The organism is Ancylobacter terrae (assembly GCF_045108345.1).
Taxonomy (GTDB): Bacteria; Pseudomonadota; Alphaproteobacteria; order Rhizobiales; family Xanthobacteraceae; genus Ancylobacter.
In genome coordinates this window covers 847,594-865,038 of sequence record NZ_JBJGXH010000001.1, presented here as the reverse complement: position 1 = coordinate 865,038, position 17,445 = coordinate 847,594, and the positions used below count along the sequence as shown (strand labels likewise).

Genomic DNA, 17,445 nt, shown 5'->3' with positions numbered 1-17,445 from the left:
CACCTCAAACCACCATCAGGTCCGGCGTCCAGGCCGGGTCGTCATAGATGCTCGCGCCGCCTCCGGCGGAGGCCCGGGCCACCGCCATGGCGCAGGCCACCGCGCCGTCGATGCGGTCCTTGGATTTGCCTTTGTGGAACATGCGGTTTCCGGCGCTGTCGGTGTGGACCGCGATGTTGTCGAAGCACCAGCGCAGCACCGGGTGCCCGCCATGCCGGAGCTGCCGGCCGACAATGGCGCGCTCCAGCTCCTTCACCGCCGGCGCCATGGTCACCCAGCCCTGCCGCATCTCGACGGCCGGCAGCCCGTCATCGAGGAGGTTGTTGAGCATGTTCCGGGCGAGGTGGGGATCGAAGGCGATCTCCTCCACGCGGAAGCGCTCGCACAGGCCACGGATGGTGTCCTCCACCATGCGGAAGTCGACGACATTGCCCGGCGTAGCGATGATGTGTCCCGCATCGGCCCAGGTCGGATAGGGCACGCCGTCACGATCGGCCCGAAGCCGCAGGTTCGCCTCGGGACAGAAGAACCACGGATGCACGAGATATCCGCCCTCGCCATCGCGCCAGGCGGCGACCACGGCGGTGAGGTCGTGGTTGCTGGAGAGGTCAACGCCGAGCCAGCAGGGCTCTCCCTCAAGCGCCTCGAGGTCGACCGGCTCATTGCCGTCGTCATAGACCAGCATGTCGACAAAGGGATCGGCCGAATGGTCGAGCCAGATATTGAGGTTGAGCTGCCGGAACGATTCCCGGTCACCGACCCGCCGCTCGCCTTCCCGGGCAAGCTGGCGCAGTCCCTCGATATCGGGATAGGGCGGGACGCAGGACAAGCCAGGGTTCACGGCCCGCCACACGCCCTCGTCGCGCCAGTCGCAATCGCGATCGGCTTCGAACAGGATCGGCAGGATCGAGGGGTCGGTGACCTCGCCGCGAGCGACCTTGCGGGCATCCTCGACGATGTCCCAGGCGACATTTTCCTGACCGCGCCCTGCCGTGGTGGCGACGACCAGGAGCGAGCCCGCCGTCTTGACCAGGCCGGAGCGGATGACGTCCCACAGGTCGCGCTTCTTCCAGGCGTGCAACTCGTCGGCAAGGGCGAACACCGGCGTGCGCCCGTGCTGCGTGCCCGCATCGGCCGAGATGGCTTCATAGAAGCTGCCGTCACGCGGAAAGCTCAGCCGGTTGCGATAATCGAGCACGCGGGTGTTGCGCGCCGCCTCGGGCAGCTCATTGACGATGCCGAGCGCCTCCGAATAGGCCAGCCGCGCCTGCTTCCGGTCCGCAGCCGCCGAGATGACCTCGCCCCCGCGGATCCGCTCCGGGCCGATCGTATGCAGCAGGGCGAGCGCGGCGGCGAGGCTGGTCTTTCGGTTGCCGCGCGGCAGCAGCAGCACCACGGTCTTGACGATCCGCGTGCCGTCAGGGTGCCGCGGCCCGTATATCCGGCGCACGATGCGTTCCTGCCAGCGATCGAGCTGGAACGCGTGGCCCGGCGCCCGCGACTTCGGATGGCGGAGGCGGCGCAGCCATTGCACGGCTTTCTCGCCGCGGCCGAGCGGATCCTCGATCGGGCTGTCGTCGAATATCCATGCCAAGCTCATCCCCGCCTCACATATCGAAGAGGGAAGGGCCGTCGGCGCCCCCGCTCTCCTTCAGCGCCGGGCGCGAACGGCTCACCGGCGTGAGGCCGAGCTCGCCGGCGAGAAGCCGCATCTGCGTCATGGCATCGGAGCGAATGGAGACGGCCGGGTGCTTCTTCGGCCCGGTCTTCGACTGGAAGGTCATGCCGCGTGCGGCAATGATGCGGCTCGCCTCGGCCACCTGGCCGGCAGCGACGCAATAGCTGGTGAAGGTCGCGATATCGGCGACAGTCAGGGTCTGCCGTTCCTTGATCAGGATCGGCGCGACCCGCTCCCATTCGCCGCGCGCGTCGGCTGAAAGCCAGTCGGGCGGATCGAGGGCATCGGCCGGCGGCGCGACGCCCGGCAGGATCTCGGAAGGTTTCACACCCCGCATGGCAATCACCTCGCCCATGACGTCGCCGACGCCCTCTTCTTGTCCCGGCGCTCGCGTTGAACGTCACGGGCATTGCAGGAGCGGCAACCCGGCAGCCAGTTCGAGGGCTCGAGCCGCAGGTCCGGCCGCTGGCGAATGCTGATCTTGTGGCGCACCAGCACGGCCGGACGGCCGCAGGTGCAGACGGGATGCGAGAGGAGAAAGGTCGCCGCCGCGCGCTGGTACTCGGTGTCATAGCCGCGCTCCCGGGCCGACGGGCGCGTCTTGTCGGCCTCCGCCTTGCGCCGCGTCTCACAGGGGCACCGCGCACCCGGCGCGATCCGGTAGCCACATCCACAGATGCGCGGCGCTCGGTCGGCCATGTCGTCCTCCTCAGGCAATGCCGGGAGCGCGGTAACGCTCGATCAGCTGGATGACCTCGAGGGGAAGCGAGGAGGGCGACCAATAGGACGCCGTGATGATGCCGGGGATCTCCTCGCTCTTGATGGCCGTGTCCCGGGCCCGGTTGAGATAGGCACCGCGAACCGCAAGGACGGCGGCGCGATTCAGATCGGGCGGTATGCCGGCGGGGACGGCAAACCCGGCAGCATAGTCGATGACGACGCGGCCGGCGGACCAGCGGGTGCGCGATCCGCCCGATGAGAGGCGGTAGACGATGCCCGCGCCCGCGTCGGCCTCATACTGGTCGGCAGGAAGCGCACCGCCCTCGATGGTCACCGACGCGATGCTGATGACGGGACACCGCTCGAGGAGGAGCGTTGCGGATGGCTCGACCAGGTGGATCACCTCGCGCACCGTCTCCGCCACAAGGGCCCGCATGCACCAGGCCTCGATGGCCGCGCTCGCCTGTCCGATCATCTCGAGCAGGTACACATCGTCTTTCTCGTGCTGCAGGTCGAGCTCCGCCTTCACGGCGAGAAGCGTCGTGAGGTTCCTATTGGTGGCCGGTTCGATGACGGTGAGCATGGTTCATCTCTCTTCGGACAATGGGGGAGGCCAGCCTGTCGCCGCCTCCCCCGACAGGCGTGCGCCTGCGTTCCGAGCCCTTGGCCGCCAGAGAACGGCTGGTGCTCGCGGCCTTCCCTGCCTTGACCCCTTCATGAGCTTTGCAGCGGGCGCCGGGGAGGCTGGGTTCTCGTTGTTGGACAGGCCGCTACGTGCCCTCATGGAAAGGCGCCCACATCGGATCAGGTCACGGGCCGGCTGGCCGCCTCGCCCTTCACGGCGACGGCGCCGAGCGCGATCGAGGTGCCGCCCGCCTTGGTGAGGGCGAGGCGCACGTAGCGCTTGAAGCCGCGATAGCCGAGTTTGTAGGTGCTCGACGCCGCCAGCGTCGCCGGGGCATTCGAGGAGACGGACGCCGCCGCCACGTCGGTGAAGTCGCCCGACGTGGTCGTGTCGGACTCCTGCAGCTTCACCCCGAAGTCGCCGGAGGAGACGATGGCGCCGGTGTTGACGAGGATCGCCACCGCGTTGAAGCCGAGCGTATCGATCGCCGGCCCCTCGGTCGCTGCCGACTGCACCGCGGGCGCCAGGGCGAGCACGGTGCCGATATTGCTGTAGATGTCGCGCATGGTGGCGCTCCCTCAATTCTCGATGGTGCGGACGGTGGCCGTCGTCCCGGTCGCCATGACGCGGCGCACGATGAACGGCGGGATGAAGCCGGCGGCTTGGCCCGTGAAGCTCACCGGGTCGTTGTTGGCGTTGTCGGCGGGGATGATGGAGATGTCGCCCGCCGTAATGAGGATCACGGCCTTGACCGGCGCCGACGGCAGGTCGGTGGAGTCGCTCGGCGTGATCGCCGACGACTTGCGACCGAACGACTCCAGCGTCGACGCGATATCGTTGACGCGGGCGGCCATCACGACACCGCCATCTTCAGCTTGCGCAGCGCGCTCGCCTGAATGACGCCGGCGCCGGTACGGCGGGTGGCGTGGATGCGGGTGATGCCGTTGGTGGCCAGCAGGTAGGGATTGACCAGCACGGACAGGTCGAGCCGGTCGACGATGCGGTAGCCGGAGGCAAAGTCACCGAAGACGATCGGGAACGTGCCGTCCGCCACGTCCGGCATGTCGATGGCTTCCACGATCGGCTTGCCCAGCAGCGTCTCCGGCTGGCCGGCCTGATAGGAGGGCTGCCACAGAAAGTTGCCCTGACCGTCCTTCAGCTTGCGCACGGTGGCGAGCGTGGGGCCGGACATCAGCCAGGAGCCGCGCGCCCGGTACATCGCCGGCAGTGCGTACATCAGGCTGATGAGCGCATCCGCCGAGAGGTTGGTGGCGTGGCCATTGGCGGTGAAGGCGATGGCAGGATCGGTGAGGAGGCCCATCGGCGCCAGCACGCCGTCGCCCTTCACGAAGGCAAGGCCCTCCTTCTGCGCGAAGTCCTCGGCCAGCGCCAAGCGCACCTCCGCCTCGGCCTGCCCGCCGCTGTCGGCGAGGAGCTGGTTGCTCACGTCGACATAGGTGTTCACCTCGCGGATGACGATCTCCGCCTGCCCGAAGGCGGGCTCGCTGGCCTCGCTCGCCTGCGTCTCGCCCTTCCACTTGGCGTTCGTGACGCCGGTGCGCTTCGGATAGGAGACGGCCGGCGCGCCGGTGGTGCGCACGGATGCGATCGTGCGGATCGGCGAGAACTCGACGAGGTTGCGGATGAACTCGGCGGAGGTCTCCTTCGGCGCCAGATAGCCGCCCTGCGGATCGCTCGACACGGTGAGGGTCTTCAGCTCCTCGGCGCCGGCCTCCTTGCCGTGGCGCAGGTACGCGCCGAACGCCTTCGCCTCGACGGACGGCTCGGCGCGGTCATCCTTGCCGCCGGCGGGCCGGTTCATCTTCGCCTCGATCTTGTCGAGCCGCTCGACGATCTTCGTGGACGGATCGTCCTTCTTCTCCTCGGGCTTCACGCCCTTGGTCTCCAGCGCGGCGATCCGATCGCCGAGCGCCTTCTGGCCATCGGTGACGGTCTTCTGCAGCTCGGCCAGCGCCGAGCCGACGGCGGCGTTCGGATCGTCATTGTCGCCCTTGATCTCGATGGCGCCGGGCAGGAGCGCGCTGGCCTTGACGTTCTTCATGGTCACTTCCCTCGAATGGCCGCGCTCGTGCGGCGGATGGCGTCGGCGAGCGTCAGCGCCGCCGCGACGGATTTGGCGCCGGTCACCCGGGCGCCGGGATGCATGGGCAAGGTCACCAGCGAGACCTCGAGCAGCTCGAGGCTGCGGATGGTCCGGCCACCGCCGGTGCGGGCGGCGGCGTTCTTGGCGATGAAGCCGATGGAGAGACCGCGCACGGCGCCGGACTGGACGAAGGCGCGCACCTCGCGGGCGCGGGCGACATCGTCGACCAGCAGCCGGCCGGAGACGTGCAGCCCGTCCGCCCGCTCCTCGATGCGGTCCCAGATGCCGACGGGATCGCGCATGTCATGGGCGAACAACATCGGCGTCGGGAGCTTCGCGCCCCTGAAGGCGCCCGGCTCGATCCAGTCGCCGACGCGATCGGGCGCCCCGAACTTCCACGCCAGCCCGGAAATGGCCCCGGCGGCATCGGTCGCAACCTTGGTCTCGAAATAGACGTGGTCCATCAGGCGGGCTGCCTTTCTTCCGGCGCCGGCTGCGGCGCCGCCGCTCCGGGCTGGTTGCTGCCGGTGTTCGGGTTCGCGAAGATCTCGCCGCCGGCATAGGGCGCAAGATCCAGCCAGGACCGGCCCTCGTTAGGGTTGAGCACCCGCGAGGCGATCAGCGAGTTGATGGCGGTCGCCCGCTCGGTGAGACTCGCCCGGGTGAGGTCGTCGCGATCGAAGACGATGCGGTATTCCGGCCGCTCCTCCGGCGTGAACAGCGCCCGGCGCAGCGCGCCCTCAAAGGCGATCAGCCAGGGCTCCAGGCTGTAGACGAGGAACTCCTCGCCCATCTGCTCGGTGTTGGACCAGGTCGCCCGGCTCAGCTCGAACACCATCGAGGGCGGCACGCGGAAGGCGCGGCAGATCTCGACGATCTGGAACGTGCGCAGCTCCAGGAACTGCGCATCCACTGAGTTGAAGGTGAGCGCCGCATACTCGGCGCCGCCCTCGACGATCGCCGTGCCGCCGGACTTGCCCGCGCCATGGGCGAGCTGCCAGGCTTCCTTGATCCGCTTCAGCGCCTCGGGCGTCGTCCGCTCCTTAAGCGACAGTACGCCGGAGGGGCGCGCGCCGTTCTGGAACAGGCGGCCGGCATGGCCCTCCATCAGCTTGGCGACGCCGATGGCATCGGCCGCCAGCGACAGCGGGCAGCGCGCGAAGAGACCCCGCAGGTGCACCACGTCGTGCGCGTCGACGGACACATTGTTGATGCGGTAGCGCGGCTCGGCGCGGCCATCGGTGCTGTAGTCGACCGAGAAGTGCCCCGGCTCGTAGCGCGCCACCTCGACGAGGCGGCCACCCGGGCGGTTGACGAAGGCGAGCGAACCCTTGTCGCTGGTGAGAGCGCCGGCGACCATGTCGCGCACGAAGCTGAAGCGGTCCGTCCACTCGTTCGGCCCGTCCGCCAGCAGCTTCGCCGCAGGGTGCTCGGGCGCCTCGACCTCGGCGCCGTCCATCCGCCGCATGACCTTCACCTCGAGCGCGGCAGCGGCCTCGCTGATGAGCCGGATGCAGGACTGCACCGTCGGCACCGAAAGCGCCTGCGCCGCCGACACGCCGAACTCGCCGGTCGGCGCGCCGAACAGCGCCATCAGCTCGGGCGACGGCTCCGCCAGCGACTTCGCCTCGCTGCCGAACAGACGCCGCGTGATCCGGTTCAGCATGCGAAAACCTCCCCCGCATGTATCAACCCGTTGATCAAAAACCCTATTTCGACCAGATCACGCGCGATTGACCCCAGACGGTCCCGCGCCCCTACGGCGAAATCGGCATCCACCCCCGGGCTCATGCCAGCGTCTCCTCATCGCGCTCGCCGGCAGCGATGCGCTTGCGATCGAGGATCGGCGCACCTGGCGGACGCGCACTCGGCAGCGAACGGCCAAGGCGCCACCCAAGGTGACCATCGGGCCGCGATGTGAGGATGCGGGCGGCGATCGGCGAGCGTCCGATCCGTGCGCGGCAGAAGTCCCGCCACTGCTGCCAAGCCAGAGTGTCGACCTCGACGAACACCCATCCGGCAGCGGGCGCACCGAAGACGGCGGCGCGGGCCAGCGCTTCGTCGGGCGTCGCGTTCCTTTCGGGGGATATGGTCGCAGTCGCGTGCATCCCTATTGTATCGGCTCGCGGTGCGGCACTGCGCTAGCCGGCCACTTCGGCATACTTCGGCAAACTTCGGCACGTGCCGCAGCAGGTTACCGCCTGCCGCACAGTCTCATCGCTGTGGATGCCGGATCTGCTGGCGTCCTAAGCGCTGTCTCAACCCGAAGGCATGCTCGACGGTCGAGGCCATCTCCACTGGCACCCGTAGATTGCCCATCTTCTTCTCGAAGGCCTCTTCCTTCTTCTTCCCTGTGATCTTCGTGGCGTTCGTTTTTTTGGCGGATGATGGCATTTCGGACCCTATCGGCCGATGTGCCGCCAAGCCGCGTTTGATCCACGCCAGCCACTCGGCAGCGACGATCCGCACCACATTGGTGAGGTTCTTGGCCCCGCGCCGGGGACGGCGCTGCACGGCGATCAAACCCAGCCGCGCCGCCTCATGCACGGCGTCCTGCACGGTCGTGCGTCCAACACCTGCCAGCGCGGCGATCCGGTCGATGGCCAGATCACACTGGCCGTGATGCTTGACCTCGCCGGCGATGACGGTGAGGGCCGCTCGCTGGCCTTCTGTGAAGTGAGCTCGCAAGGCAGGCGGCATGCTTCCCGAGCTGCCAAGCGTTCGCTTGCGGCGCAGGGAGGCCTCGCGATCGGGGGACCGTGGGCGTCGGCGAGGCAGGAACGCACGCAGGCGTGAGCGAATCGGCGACGGCGCGTTGTGACGTCCCCGCTGTCGTGACGCCGCAATGGCCTCGAGCAAGGCTTGCGCATTGTCATCAGAGAGGCGACCGTCCGCATTCTCAGCACAGATGGCCTTGGCCATGCTGTCGAGCTGCGCAGCGCCGGCACGCGCAATCACGGCCTGCATGGCAGGCGCGACGCTGGTCAAGGCATGAGGCGCGCTCATCGTGCCCCTCCCGCCGACCAGGTTCCGACGCAGATGATCTGCGGGTCGAACCGAATGTCGAAAGCCTCAGCAAGAAACTCGCCGAGTGCCGCGGCCTTTGCAGGATCCTCGAGATAGGCCGACCACGGAGCCCAGGTGCCGTCACTCTCGACCAGGACAACGAGGAATCGATCACCCTCCCGCCCTTCGTAGGACTGCACGTAGACGAAGCGCGAGGGACGCCGCCGGAAGGGGATGACGTTGCTCATCGCACACCCCCAAGTGCAAACACCCGTTGCGTAATCGGGACACGAACCCGCAACCGAGAAAGTGGGACACAGTCGGTTGCATCACCTCGTAGTTTGTTGACTTTCCGATACGTCCCAAAATCGCCGAAGATGTTGAAATTACTTGCGCTTGACAGGCCTGCCGCGCCCACCATCTCCTTATAAATCAACAACTTAGTCTACAACTAGGGCGGATTTAACGTTTCGGCGGGACATCCGATGTTCAATCCGACCTATCTACAGATGTCTCGGCACGGCATTTTCTATCTCAGATGGCGATGACAGCGACCGAGAGAGACCGGCATGCCACGGCATGATCTTCACGCTCGATGCCGTCGTTGCCCTCGCGGCGCGGCCCGCGTCCCATACCGTCTTCGGGGCGGCGACGGACCGACCCGCGAACCGGAGGAGCAACGCGGTCCGGAGGAGCAGCTCGGCGCGCCCGCCGCCGGACGTGCGCGGCGGCTGCTCCGAGGGTCTGTCGACTCGCCCGATCCAAGGGCACACGATCGAAGGGTTCAGGCGTCTTCTCGCCATTCGCGCAGGAGCATGTCGAGGAAGCGCTGCGCCGCCGGCGAGAGCCGGCCATTGCGGCGCTGCACCACGCCGATCGAGCGGGAGACCTCGGGCTCGATCAGCGGCCGGGTCATGATGATCGGGTGATCGGCCTTCGGCGTGGCCAGGCTGGGCAGAACCGAAACGCCGAGTCCGGCCTCCACAAGACCGAGCGAGGTCGACAGATGGGTCACCTCGTAGAACCATTGCAACCTGAGATTTGAGCGCGCCAGCGCCGCATCCAGCAAGGTGCGGTTGCCGCTGGTGCGCCCCACCGTGATGAGGCGGTGCGGCTCCAGCTCCGACCAGCGCAGGGGGCCCTCGACCGCCAGCGGGTGGTCCCGCCGGCAGGCGAGAACGAACGGGTCGTCCATCAGCGGGGTGAACTGGAGCTGCGGGTCGGAGGATGCCGTGAGGCTGATGCCGAACTCGACCTCGCCGCGCGCCACGCTCTGAAGGCCGTCATTGGCGCTCAGGTCGAGGATGCGAAAGCGGATCTGCGGGTAGATCTCGTTGAAGCGCTTGATGACGCGCGGCAGGAAATAGAACGCCGCCGTCGGCAGGCACGCCATGGTGACCACCGCACTCTGACGCTGGCCCAGTTCGCGCACCGAGAACAGCGAGCTCTCGAACTCGTCCAGCATGCGTTTGACGAGGGGCACCATCTCCCGGCCCAGAGCGGTCGGCGCCACATGGCGCGTCGTTCGCTCCAGCAGCGCGGCACCGACCGCGCCCTCGAGCTTCTGGATGCGCCGCGTCAGCGCCGGCTGCGAGAGATTGAGCGCCTCCGCGGCCTTGTGGAAGCCTTCCAGCTCGACCACCGCCAGAAACGCGCGCAAATCGAGAATGTCACAATTGATATTCAATGCGCATCAATCTCCACGATATTTGCATTTAATGAACGTTTCGCTTGCGGCTACAAGCATGAATGACACCTATTCATGCTAGGATCGGATCAGATGCACAAGAGTTTCGAGATGCGCATCCCGGCGGTGATGATGCGGGGTGGAACCTCCCGCGGTCCGTTCATTCTCGAAAGTGACCTGCCCGCCGATCCCGCGCTGCGCGACCGCGTGCTGCTCGCCATCATGGGCTCGCCCGATGCGCTGCAGGTGAACGGCATCGGCGGCGGCAACCCGCTGACCAGCAAGGTGGCGATCGTCGCCCCGTCACGGCAGCCGGGCGTGGATGTCGAGTATCTTTTCGCCCAGGTCGGCGTGGACCAGCCGATCGTCGACATGACGCCCAACTGCGGCAACATGCTCTCCGCGGTCGGCCCCTTCGCCATCGAGAGCGGGCTGCTGCCCGCCGAGAGCGGCCAGACCACCGTCCGGATCTTCAACCGCAACACACGCAAGACGATCGAGGCGATCGTACAGACGCCGGAAGGCAGCGTGACCTATGGCGGCGATACGGTCATCGACGGGGTGCCGGGCCGCGCGGCGCCGATCAAGCTCACCTTCCTCGACGCCAACGGCTCGAAGACCGGCGCCCTGTTTCCCACCGGGCATGCCGCCGAGAGGATCGACGATGTCGAGGTGACGCTGATCGACTATGCCATGCCGATGATGCTCATCCGCGCCGCCGCGTTCGGCCTTTCCGGAACCGAGACGCCGGACGAACTCGACGCCCACCGCTCCCTGTTCCGTCAGCTGGAGCAGCTCCGCCGCGAGGCCGGGCAGCGCATGGGGCTCGGCGACGTGTCGAACGCGGTGGTGCCCAAGATCGGCCTGCTGTCGCCGCCGACCCTGCCGAACGGAACGATCACCTCGCGCTATCTGGTGCCGCACCGCACGCATCGCGCCCATGCCGTCACCGGGGCACTGTGCGTCGCCGTCGCCGCCGCGACGCCGGGAACCATCGCCCAAGACGTCGCGCGCCGCCCCGGGGCCGGCGCGCCCATTGTCATCGAGCATCCCAGCGGCAAGATCGAGGTCGACCTCGAGATCGATGCGGCCGGAGACGTCCGTCGCGCCAGCCTGATCCGCACCGCCCGTCGCATCTTCGAGGGAACGGTGATCGTGCCCCTGCCGGAAGAACCGGAAGCCGCGGCGCAGCCCGCGCTCCACGCCTGATCCACCCAACGATACAAGAAGCTCACGGAGGAAAACCATGCTGAACCGCCGCCACCTCGGCCTTCTGTTCGCCGCCGGCTGTCTCGCCGCCGCCCTTCCCGCCCATGCCCAGGATTCCTATCCGGTGCGGCCGGTGAAGCTCGTCGTCCCCTATGCCGCCGGCGGCGGCACCGACGCCATCGCCCGCCTCGTCGCCAATGGAGTCGGCGAGAAGCTCGGCCAGGCCATGGTGGTGGAGAACAACGGCACGGCGGGGGGCAATGTCGCCTCGCGCGTGGCCGCCTCGGCCGATCCGGACGGCTACACCGTGCTGATGGCCAACCAGGGCCCGATGGTCGTCAACCCGCATTTGTTCAAGAATCTGAAACTCGACCCGCTCACCGCGTTCGATCCGGTCACCCTCATCGCGCGCACGCCGCTGGTCGTGGTCGTCTCCAAGAACTCGAAGTTCAAGAGCTTCGCGGACATTATCGCCTTCGGCAAGGCGAACCCCGGCGCGCTGACCTACGGCTCGGCCGGCAACGGCTCGGCGAGCCATCTCGCCACCGCCCTGCTGCTCTCGCAGGCCGGCATCACCGCCGTGCATGTGCCCTACAAGGGCGCCGGCCCGGCGCTGAACGACATGCTGGGCGGGCGCGGCGACTTCATGGTGACGACGCTCCCCTCCGTCCTCGGCCTCGTCGACAGCGGCGACATGATCCCGCTCGCCGTGACCACCAAGGAGCGCGTGGCGAAGCTGGGCAACGTGCCCTCCATCGCCGAGAGCGGCTATCCCGACTATGAATCCGCCGCCTGGTACGGCTTCGTGGTGCCGAAGGGCACGCCGCAGCCGGCGGTCGAGAAGCTGCGCGCCGCAACGCTCGAGGCGCTCAAGCTGCCGGCGGTCAAGGAACGCCTGACGGCCGAGGGCACCACAATCGTCGGCGACACGCCGCAGGAGTTCGCGGCCATGATGAAGTCGGAGAGCGATCGCTGGTCGACCTTCCTCGGCCAGGCCGGCATCTCCATCGACTGATACGCCGAAGACGTCCTCGCCCTGGCGACGAGGCTGCCGCGCCACAGCGGCCTCGTTGACCCGGGAGGCATTCGTGACCCGCCGCCACGGCGGCCGTGCAGGCATGACGAGCCCCGCGCCACGCAGACGGGGCCGCACCACAATCCGGGAGAGGAACATGACACAACTGGCCGGCAGTGCCGTCCCGCGTACCCGATCGGAGCGGGCGCTTTCGCACCGCGAGGCGGGCGCCGCCGCGATCATCCTCGTCATCGCCGTGCTCGGCTTCTGGTTCTCCTCGGACCTGCCGATGGGCACGCTCCGCTCGGTCGGGCCGGGCATGCTGCCGAGGGCGCTGTCGGTATTGCTGGGGCTGTGCGCCATCCCCCTCTTCGTGGCCGCCTGGCGGCGCGGCGCCAATACCGACGGGATCGGCGTGTCGCTGCGCGGTCCTCTGCTGGTGATATCGGCGACCGCGCTGTTCGCGGCGACGATCAAGACCTCGCATTTCGGCGCGTGGAACACGCCCGAGTTCGGCCTCGTCATCGCCGGCCCGCTGGCCATCCTCGTCGGCGGCTATGCCACGCCGGAAGCGCGCCTGCGGCCGCTGCTGCTGCTGGCGCTGTTCCTCACCCCGTTCAGCCTGCTGCTGTTCGGCGATGCGCTCAATCTGCCGATACCCATCATGCCGCGCTTCCTGCAGGACCATCTGCTCGCCGGCTGGGGCTATCGCGGCGCGCTGCGGCTCGCCGCGGGCGCGATGCTGGTGGCCGGCCTGATCCTCCTCTTGGCCGGCCGGCGTGGCCGGGCCGCTTCCAGCGAAGGGGGCGTGTGAGCCATGCTTGACCTCATCGGCAATCTCGGCCTCGGCCTCGCCGTCGCCTTCTCGCTCAAGAACCTCGTGCTCTGCCTCACCGGCTGCCTCGTCGGCACGCTGGTGGGCATCCTGCCGGGCGTCGGCCCGATCGCGACCATATCGATGCTGCTGCCGATCACCTTCGGCCTCGATCCGGTCGGCGCGCTGATCATGCTCGCCGGCATCTATTACGGCGCCCAGTATGGCGGCTCGACTACGGCGATCCTCGTCAACATCCCCGGCGAGGCGACGGCCGTTGTGACCACGCTGGACGGTCACCAGATGGCCCGCCAGGGCCGCGCCGGCATCGCGCTCGGCATCGCCGCCATCGGCTCCTTCATCGCCGGCACTTTCGCCACGCTGCTGATCGCCGCGCTGGCGAAGCCGCTCACCAGCCTCGCGCTCATCTTCGGCCCGGCCGAGTATTTCTCGCTGATGGTGATGGGCCTCGTCTTCGCCGTGGTCCTGGCGCATGGCTCGATCGTCAAGGCCATCGCCATGATCCTGTTCGGCATCCTGCTCTCGACGGTCGGCATCGACATCGAGACCGGCGAATCGCGCATGACCTTCGGCATGGACTTCCTCGCCGACGGCATCGACTTCGCCGTGCTGGCCATGGGCGTGTTCGGCGTCGCCGAGATCCTGCGCAACCTCGACAATGTCGAGACCCGCGACGTGGTGAACCAGGCGATCGGCCGGCTGCTGCCGGGCCGGAAGGAACTGCGCCAGTCCGCGGCGCCGATCGCGCGCGGCACCATCATCGGCGCCATCCTCGGCATCCTGCCCGGCAACGGCGCCGTGCTCGGCCCCTTCGCCGCCTATTCGCTGGAGAAGAAGATCGCCAAGGACCCGCGCCGCTTCGGCCGTGGCGCCATCGAGGGCGTCGCCGGACCGGAGAGCGCCAACAACGCCGGGGCGCAGACCTCCTTCATCCCGCTGCTCACCCTCGGCATCCCGCCGAATGCGGTGATGGCGCTGATGGTGGGCGCCATGACCATCCACGGCATCGTGCCGGGTCCGCTGGTGATGACCAATTCGCCCGAGCTGTTCTGGGGCATGATCGCCTCGATGTGGATCGGCAATCTGATGCTGCTCATCATCAACCTGCCGATGATCGGCCTGTGGGTGAAGCTGCTGAAGGTGCCCTACCACCTCATGTTCCCGGCAATCCTGATGTTCTGCTCCATCGGCATCTTCTCGATCAATTCGGAGCCGGTGCAGGTGTTGCTGATCGGGCTGTTCGGGTTCGCGGGCTATATTCTTGCGAAGTTCGGTTTCGAGCCGGCGCCCATGCTGCTCGGCTTCGTGCTCGGCCGGCTGATGGAGGAGAATTTCCGCCGCGCCCTGCTGGTCTCGCGCGGGGACATGGCCACCTTCATCGACAGCCCGATCTCGGCCGGCCTGCTCGCCCTCGCCGCGGTCATGCTGCTGGTGGTGATGCTCCCCAGCTTCCGGCGCGGGCGCGAGGACGTGTTCGTCGAGTAACGCCCGAACGCCCCAGCCGAATGGCGCCCGGATGCGCTGGATTGCGATGGAACGAGCGCACCACCTCACCCGCCCCCTGACCCGTGTTCGGCACCTTGCATCGTCGCGGTCGACGCCGGCCGCGACGAGCGCCGTTGGGAGAAGGCACGCCACCACGCGCCGGCCTGGATCGAACGGGCGGCACCGTGTCATTGTGCAGCGCAGCAACAATTGGGAGGTTGGCGCGTTAGCCTGTCCCGCCCACCCGCCGGGCCGCCTTTGCAAGGATATCTCCGTTGCGGAAAATGCCCGACACGATGGCCCGCCTCGCCGCGCTGCGCACCCGGCAGGGCGACCAAGGTCCCGGTTCCGTCTCTCCCGGTCGCCTCTCCACGCTCGCCGATTTCGGCACGAACCCGGGCAATCTGAAGGCCCGCTGCTACCGTCCATCCGATCTGCCGGACGGCGCCCCGCTGGTCGTCGTGCTGCACGGCTGCACCCAGGCCGCGGCCGGATACGATCGTCACGCCGGCTGGTCGAGGCTGGCCGACGAGGCCGGTTTCGCGCTGCTCTACCCGGAGCAGCATCACGGCAACAATTCGCATCTCTGCTTCAACTGGTTCCAGCCCGGCGACATCCGCCGGGATTCCGGCGAAGCGCTCTCCATCCGGCAGATGATCGAGGCGATGGTCGTGGCGCACGGTCTCGACCGAAACAGAATCTTCATCACCGGCCTTTCGGCGGGCGGGGCCATGACCTCGGTCATGCTCGCCACCTACCCGGAGGTGTTCGCCGGCGGCGCCATCATCGCCGGCCTCGCCTATGGCCGCGCGGCCACGGTGCCGGAGGCCTTCGAATGCATGAGCGGCCGCGGCAGGGTGCCCGACACGGCGCTCTGGCAGCTTCTGCGCGCCGCCTCCCACCATTCCGGCCGGTGGCCGCGGGTGACGATCTGGCAGGGCACGGCGGACCAGACGGTGGTGCCGTCCAATGCGGACGACATCGTCACGCAATGGCGCAGCGTCCATCAGGTCGACGCCGCGCCGACGGTCTCGGAAGTCCGCGGCAGCCGCACGATACGCACCTGGTGCAATGCCACGGGTGACGCCGTGATCGAGCTCAACACCGTGGCAGGGCTCGGCCACGGCACGCCGATCGGCGATGAGCTCGGCGTTCCCGGCCCCTACATGCTCGATGTCGGCATATCCTCCACTCGGGAGATCGTGCGCTTCTGGGGCATCGCCGATCCCCGCGACGTCGCCGCTGCGCCCCAGCCATACCCGGCCGCTCGGGACGCCCCCGCGATATCCATGCCTCCCGCGGCAGGTCCGGACGGACCGATGACGTCCCGCCCCGGGCAGAGGGGGCCGGATGATGGGCCGTCCCCGATCTTGGCCGGCCACCGCGCCTCCGGCGTGCGGAAGATCATCGAGGACGCTCTTCGCGCCGCCGGGCTGATGCCGTGAGCAAGGCACTCGGCCGGCGCATGCCGCCGCGGCGACAGCGACTGATGCACCGGCCGCGCGAGGCTCCCTCGGCGGCAGCCGGCGGGCGTGTTGCCGCTGGACCTCGATCTCTGAACGGCTAATCTTTGATGGAGGCGACGGAGGCATTGTCCGCCGTTGCCGCTGGACCTCGATCTCTGAACGGCTAATCTAGGCTGGTCATGTCGAGGTCATAGGACCAGGTTGCCGCTGGACCTCGATCTCTGAACGGCTAATCTGGATCCGCCCGGAACTCTCTGAAAAGACAGAGAATCCGGGCGGTCTGGGCTGCGCGAGAACGACCGAGGCGTTTAGAATAACGCCAGTTGATCGGGATTTTTTCGCGGGCGACGGCGGCGCTGGCCGGAGAAGCGGACGATGTTTTCATATTGTCGGTCCGTGAAGGTGAGGACGTGGACATCGCCGCGTTCGGGCAGATGCGCCTCGAGGCGGCGCATATGGGCCTCAAACTGCTCCTTGCCGTTGCAGAAGCGAGCATAGACCGAAAACTGGCTCTTCTCGAAGCCTTCGTCGAGCAGATAGTGCCGGAACCTGGTCGCGGCCCGGCTTTCGGCCTTGCTGGTCACCGGCAGGTCGAACATCACGAAAATTCACATGAGCCTGTAGCCGCTGAGCTGGGTGAGGGTCACGGCGGCGTCCCCTCCGCCATGGTTGGCACAGCACCCCCTCCTCAATCGCTACGAGATGGTCGAGCCCGACGAGTTCGAGCGGTGTCGGCGGGGGCGGCAGGGCAAGGGCACCGGCATCCCCGCTCTCGAACGCCCGGGCGAGCGACTGGGCGAGCCGCTGCGCCGCCACCGCCACCGTGGTCACGCCGTCCGGACCGGGCAGGTCGACCGCGATCAGCCCGGCAAAGGCGCGCTTGGTCGCGGGGTCAACCGCCTCGAACCCCTTCGCGGCGAGACGCACCGCGAGTGAATCGACGAGAGGGCGAAACGGCTCGATCAGATCGTCGGCGAGAGCGAACGCGTTGCCGCGGTTGGCATGGTGGATGCCGATGGAGGGATGCAGCCCGGCCGCGACGACCGAGCGCGCCACCAGCGCGCGCAGGATGGTGTAGCCGTAGTTCAGCGGTCCATTGATATCGGCGGCGTCACGGTCGCGGCGGAAGTCGGGTCCCATGAGCAGCGGCCAGTAGCGCCGCGCCGCCTGCGCCTCGATATTGTCGGGATCCCCCGATCGCACCTTGCGGGCGAGCATGTCGAGCGCGGCGCGCTCCTTGCCATGCGCGTCGAGAACAGCCCCCTGCCAGCGCAGCTTGGCCACCACGAGCCGGCTCCACAGCTGCTTGGCGAGCGGGCGCCCCGCTTCCCATTGGGCGCGCATGCGCGCGTTCTGGCCATGATGACCATCGAGGGGGAGGAACACGCCGACCGGGGCATGGTTGGGGCCGCACAACACCAGCGGCGCGCCGCGTTCCGCCAACGCCACGGCGAGGTTGGTGCTCCAGGTAATGCCGTGAGCATGGACGATCACCGCCGCGATATCGTCGAGCGGCACCCGGCCGATCTCCCGCCTGTCTTCGGAAACGACCAGGAAGCCGCGATAGGCGGAAAGGTGCCGGCCGTCCGTGGCGATATCGACGACCTGCTCCATG

19 protein-coding genes and 1 pseudogene are annotated in these 17,445 nt (G+C 68.0%); 5 read left to right on the top strand and 15 right to left on the bottom strand.

What is annotated here, in order from left to right:
- Positions 1 to 4: 4 nt before the first annotated feature.
- From ACEUEL_RS04105 to ACEUEL_RS04045, 13 genes are all read right to left on the bottom strand, one after another.
- Positions 5 to 1,600 carry a terminase large subunit gene (locus tag ACEUEL_RS04105; RefSeq protein WP_405702441.1) on the bottom strand — a complete coding sequence of 532 codons (1,596 nt, stop codon included), beginning with the start codon at positions 1,598 to 1,600 and terminating at the stop codon, positions 5 to 7.
- A 7-nt stretch (positions 1,601 to 1,607) separates the two neighbouring features.
- Entirely contained in the window at positions 1,608 to 2,033 is a 426-nt protein-coding gene (locus ACEUEL_RS04100; protein ID WP_405702438.1) for a phage terminase small subunit P27 family, read from the bottom strand.
- Entirely contained in the window at positions 2,021 to 2,377 is a 357-nt protein-coding gene (locus ACEUEL_RS04095; RefSeq protein WP_405702436.1) for an endonuclease, read from the bottom strand. Before ACEUEL_RS04095 ends, ACEUEL_RS04100 begins: the two co-directional genes overlap by 13 nt.
- Before the next feature lie 10 nt (positions 2,378 to 2,387).
- Positions 2,388 to 2,981: a head-tail connector protein gene (locus ACEUEL_RS04090; protein WP_405702435.1), complete on the bottom strand. Its 594-nt coding sequence runs from the start codon at positions 2,979 to 2,981 to the stop codon at positions 2,388 to 2,390.
- Positions 2,982 to 3,202: 221 nt separating this feature from the next.
- Positions 3,203 to 3,589, bottom strand: coding sequence for a hypothetical protein (locus ACEUEL_RS04085; protein ID WP_405702434.1), 387 nt, complete (start codon positions 3,587 to 3,589; stop codon positions 3,203 to 3,205).
- Positions 3,590 to 3,601: 12 nt separating this feature from the next.
- Positions 3,602 to 3,877 (bottom strand): spike base protein, RCAP_Rcc01079 family, encoded by a 276-nt coding sequence (locus tag ACEUEL_RS04080; RefSeq protein WP_405702432.1) that lies wholly within the window; start codon positions 3,875 to 3,877, stop codon positions 3,602 to 3,604.
- Positions 3,877 to 5,085 carry a phage major capsid protein gene (locus ACEUEL_RS04075; RefSeq protein ID WP_405702429.1) on the bottom strand — a complete coding sequence of 403 codons (1,209 nt, stop codon included), beginning with the start codon at positions 5,083 to 5,085 and terminating at the stop codon, positions 3,877 to 3,879. Before ACEUEL_RS04075 ends, ACEUEL_RS04080 begins: the two co-directional genes overlap by 1 nt.
- 2 nt (positions 5,086 to 5,087) lie before the next feature.
- Positions 5,088 to 5,591, bottom strand: a complete 504-nt coding sequence (locus ACEUEL_RS04070; RefSeq protein WP_405702427.1) for an HK97 family phage prohead protease — start codon at positions 5,589 to 5,591, stop codon at positions 5,088 to 5,090.
- Entirely contained in the window at positions 5,591 to 6,793 is a 1,203-nt protein-coding gene (locus ACEUEL_RS04065; protein ID WP_405702424.1) for a phage portal protein, read from the bottom strand. Before ACEUEL_RS04065 ends, ACEUEL_RS04070 begins: the two co-directional genes overlap by 1 nt.
- A 121-nt stretch (positions 6,794 to 6,914) precedes the next feature.
- Positions 6,915 to 7,235, bottom strand: a complete 321-nt coding sequence (locus ACEUEL_RS04060; protein ID WP_405702423.1) for a hypothetical protein — start codon at positions 7,233 to 7,235, stop codon at positions 6,915 to 6,917.
- A gap of 106 nt (positions 7,236 to 7,341) precedes the next feature.
- Complete coding sequence (locus tag ACEUEL_RS04055; RefSeq protein WP_405702420.1) at positions 7,342 to 8,133, bottom strand: hypothetical protein; 792 nt, start codon at positions 8,131 to 8,133, stop codon at positions 7,342 to 7,344.
- On the bottom strand, positions 8,130 to 8,381 hold the full coding sequence (locus tag ACEUEL_RS04050) for a hypothetical protein (protein WP_405702418.1): 252 nt from the start codon (positions 8,379 to 8,381) through the stop codon (positions 8,130 to 8,132). The genes ACEUEL_RS04055 and ACEUEL_RS04050 overlap by 4 nt, the downstream gene beginning before the upstream one ends.
- A gap of 536 nt (positions 8,382 to 8,917) precedes the next feature.
- Positions 8,918 to 9,820, bottom strand: coding sequence for a LysR family transcriptional regulator (locus ACEUEL_RS04045; protein WP_405702416.1), 903 nt, complete (start codon positions 9,818 to 9,820; stop codon positions 8,918 to 8,920).
- 93 nt (positions 9,821 to 9,913) lie between these two features.
- Between ACEUEL_RS04045 and ACEUEL_RS04040 the strand changes: the two genes are divergently transcribed.
- The 5 genes from ACEUEL_RS04040 (at position 9,914) to ACEUEL_RS04020 (ending at position 15,809) form a co-directional block, all read left to right on the top strand.
- A complete protein-coding gene (locus ACEUEL_RS04040; protein ID WP_405702413.1) occupies positions 9,914 to 11,029 on the top strand; it encodes a 4-oxalomesaconate tautomerase in 1,116 nt (371 codons plus the stop codon).
- 37 nt (positions 11,030 to 11,066) lie between these two features.
- Positions 11,067 to 12,044, top strand: coding sequence for a Bug family tripartite tricarboxylate transporter substrate binding protein (locus ACEUEL_RS04035; RefSeq protein ID WP_405702411.1), 978 nt, complete (start codon positions 11,067 to 11,069; stop codon positions 12,042 to 12,044).
- 157 nt (positions 12,045 to 12,201) lie between these two features.
- Positions 12,202 to 12,858: a tripartite tricarboxylate transporter TctB family protein gene (locus tag ACEUEL_RS04030; protein ID WP_405702409.1), complete on the top strand. Its 657-nt coding sequence runs from the start codon at positions 12,202 to 12,204 to the stop codon at positions 12,856 to 12,858.
- 3 nt (positions 12,859 to 12,861) lie between these two features.
- Positions 12,862 to 14,364, top strand: coding sequence for a tripartite tricarboxylate transporter permease (locus ACEUEL_RS04025; RefSeq protein WP_405702407.1), 1,503 nt, complete (start codon positions 12,862 to 12,864; stop codon positions 14,362 to 14,364).
- Positions 14,365 to 14,639: 275 nt separating this feature from the next.
- The gene (locus ACEUEL_RS04020) at positions 14,640 to 15,809 is read left to right on the top strand and encodes an extracellular catalytic domain type 1 short-chain-length polyhydroxyalkanoate depolymerase (RefSeq protein ID WP_405702405.1); all 1,170 of its coding nucleotides are present in this window, start codon (positions 14,640 to 14,642) and stop codon (positions 15,807 to 15,809) included.
- 329 nt (positions 15,810 to 16,138) lie between these two features.
- Here ACEUEL_RS04020 and cas2 read toward each other — a convergent pair whose 3' ends face one another.
- Together cas2 and cas1 are read right to left on the bottom strand one after the other, a co-directional pair.
- Positions 16,139 to 16,429, bottom strand: coding sequence for a CRISPR-associated endonuclease Cas2 (cas2, locus tag ACEUEL_RS04015; RefSeq protein ID WP_405702403.1), 291 nt, complete (start codon positions 16,427 to 16,429; stop codon positions 16,139 to 16,141).
- A gap of 205 nt (positions 16,430 to 16,634) precedes the next feature.
- Positions 16,635 to 17,444, bottom strand: a pseudogene (gene cas1 / locus ACEUEL_RS04010) (type II CRISPR-associated endonuclease Cas1); the annotation flags it as partial.
- Position 17,445 lies beyond the last annotated feature (1 nt).

Bases quoted from the DNA above. Each gene is read 5' to 3' on its own strand.
- ACEUEL_RS04060 (WP_405702423.1), bottom strand. From the start codon at position 7,235: ATGCACGCGACTGCGACCATATCCCCCGAAAGGAACGCGACGCCCGAC.
- ACEUEL_RS04100 (WP_405702438.1), bottom strand. From the start codon at position 2,033: ATGGGCGAGGTGATTGCCATGCGGGGTGTGAAACCTTCCGAGATCCTG.
- ACEUEL_RS04055 (WP_405702420.1), bottom strand. From the start codon at position 8,133: ATGAGCGCGCCTCATGCCTTGACCAGCGTCGCGCCTGCCATGCAGGCC.
- ACEUEL_RS04040 (WP_405702413.1), top strand. From the start codon at position 9,914: ATGCACAAGAGTTTCGAGATGCGCATCCCGGCGGTGATGATGCGGGGT.
- ACEUEL_RS04025 (WP_405702407.1), top strand. From the start codon at position 12,862: ATGCTTGACCTCATCGGCAATCTCGGCCTCGGCCTCGCCGTCGCCTTC.
- ACEUEL_RS04035 (WP_405702411.1), top strand. From the start codon at position 11,067: ATGCTGAACCGCCGCCACCTCGGCCTTCTGTTCGCCGCCGGCTGTCTC.
- ACEUEL_RS04030 (WP_405702409.1), top strand. From the start codon at position 12,202: ATGACACAACTGGCCGGCAGTGCCGTCCCGCGTACCCGATCGGAGCGG.
- ACEUEL_RS04050 (WP_405702418.1), bottom strand. From the start codon at position 8,381: ATGAGCAACGTCATCCCCTTCCGGCGGCGTCCCTCGCGCTTCGTCTAC.
- ACEUEL_RS04090 (WP_405702435.1), bottom strand. From the start codon at position 2,981: ATGCTCACCGTCATCGAACCGGCCACCAATAGGAACCTCACGACGCTT.
- ACEUEL_RS04085 (WP_405702434.1), bottom strand. From the start codon at position 3,589: ATGCGCGACATCTACAGCAATATCGGCACCGTGCTCGCCCTGGCGCCC.
- cas2 (WP_405702403.1), bottom strand. From the start codon at position 16,429: ATGTTCGACCTGCCGGTGACCAGCAAGGCCGAAAGCCGGGCCGCGACC.
- ACEUEL_RS04095 (WP_405702436.1), bottom strand. From the start codon at position 2,377: ATGGCCGACCGAGCGCCGCGCATCTGTGGATGTGGCTACCGGATCGCG.
- ACEUEL_RS04070 (WP_405702427.1), bottom strand. From the start codon at position 5,591: ATGGACCACGTCTATTTCGAGACCAAGGTTGCGACCGATGCCGCCGGG.
- ACEUEL_RS04080 (WP_405702432.1), bottom strand. From the start codon at position 3,877: ATGGCCGCCCGCGTCAACGATATCGCGTCGACGCTGGAGTCGTTCGGT.
- ACEUEL_RS04075 (WP_405702429.1), bottom strand. From the start codon at position 5,085: ATGAAGAACGTCAAGGCCAGCGCGCTCCTGCCCGGCGCCATCGAGATC.
- ACEUEL_RS04105 (WP_405702441.1), bottom strand. From the start codon at position 1,600: ATGAGCTTGGCATGGATATTCGACGACAGCCCGATCGAGGATCCGCTC.
- ACEUEL_RS04065 (WP_405702424.1), bottom strand. From the start codon at position 6,793: ATGCTGAACCGGATCACGCGGCGTCTGTTCGGCAGCGAGGCGAAGTCG.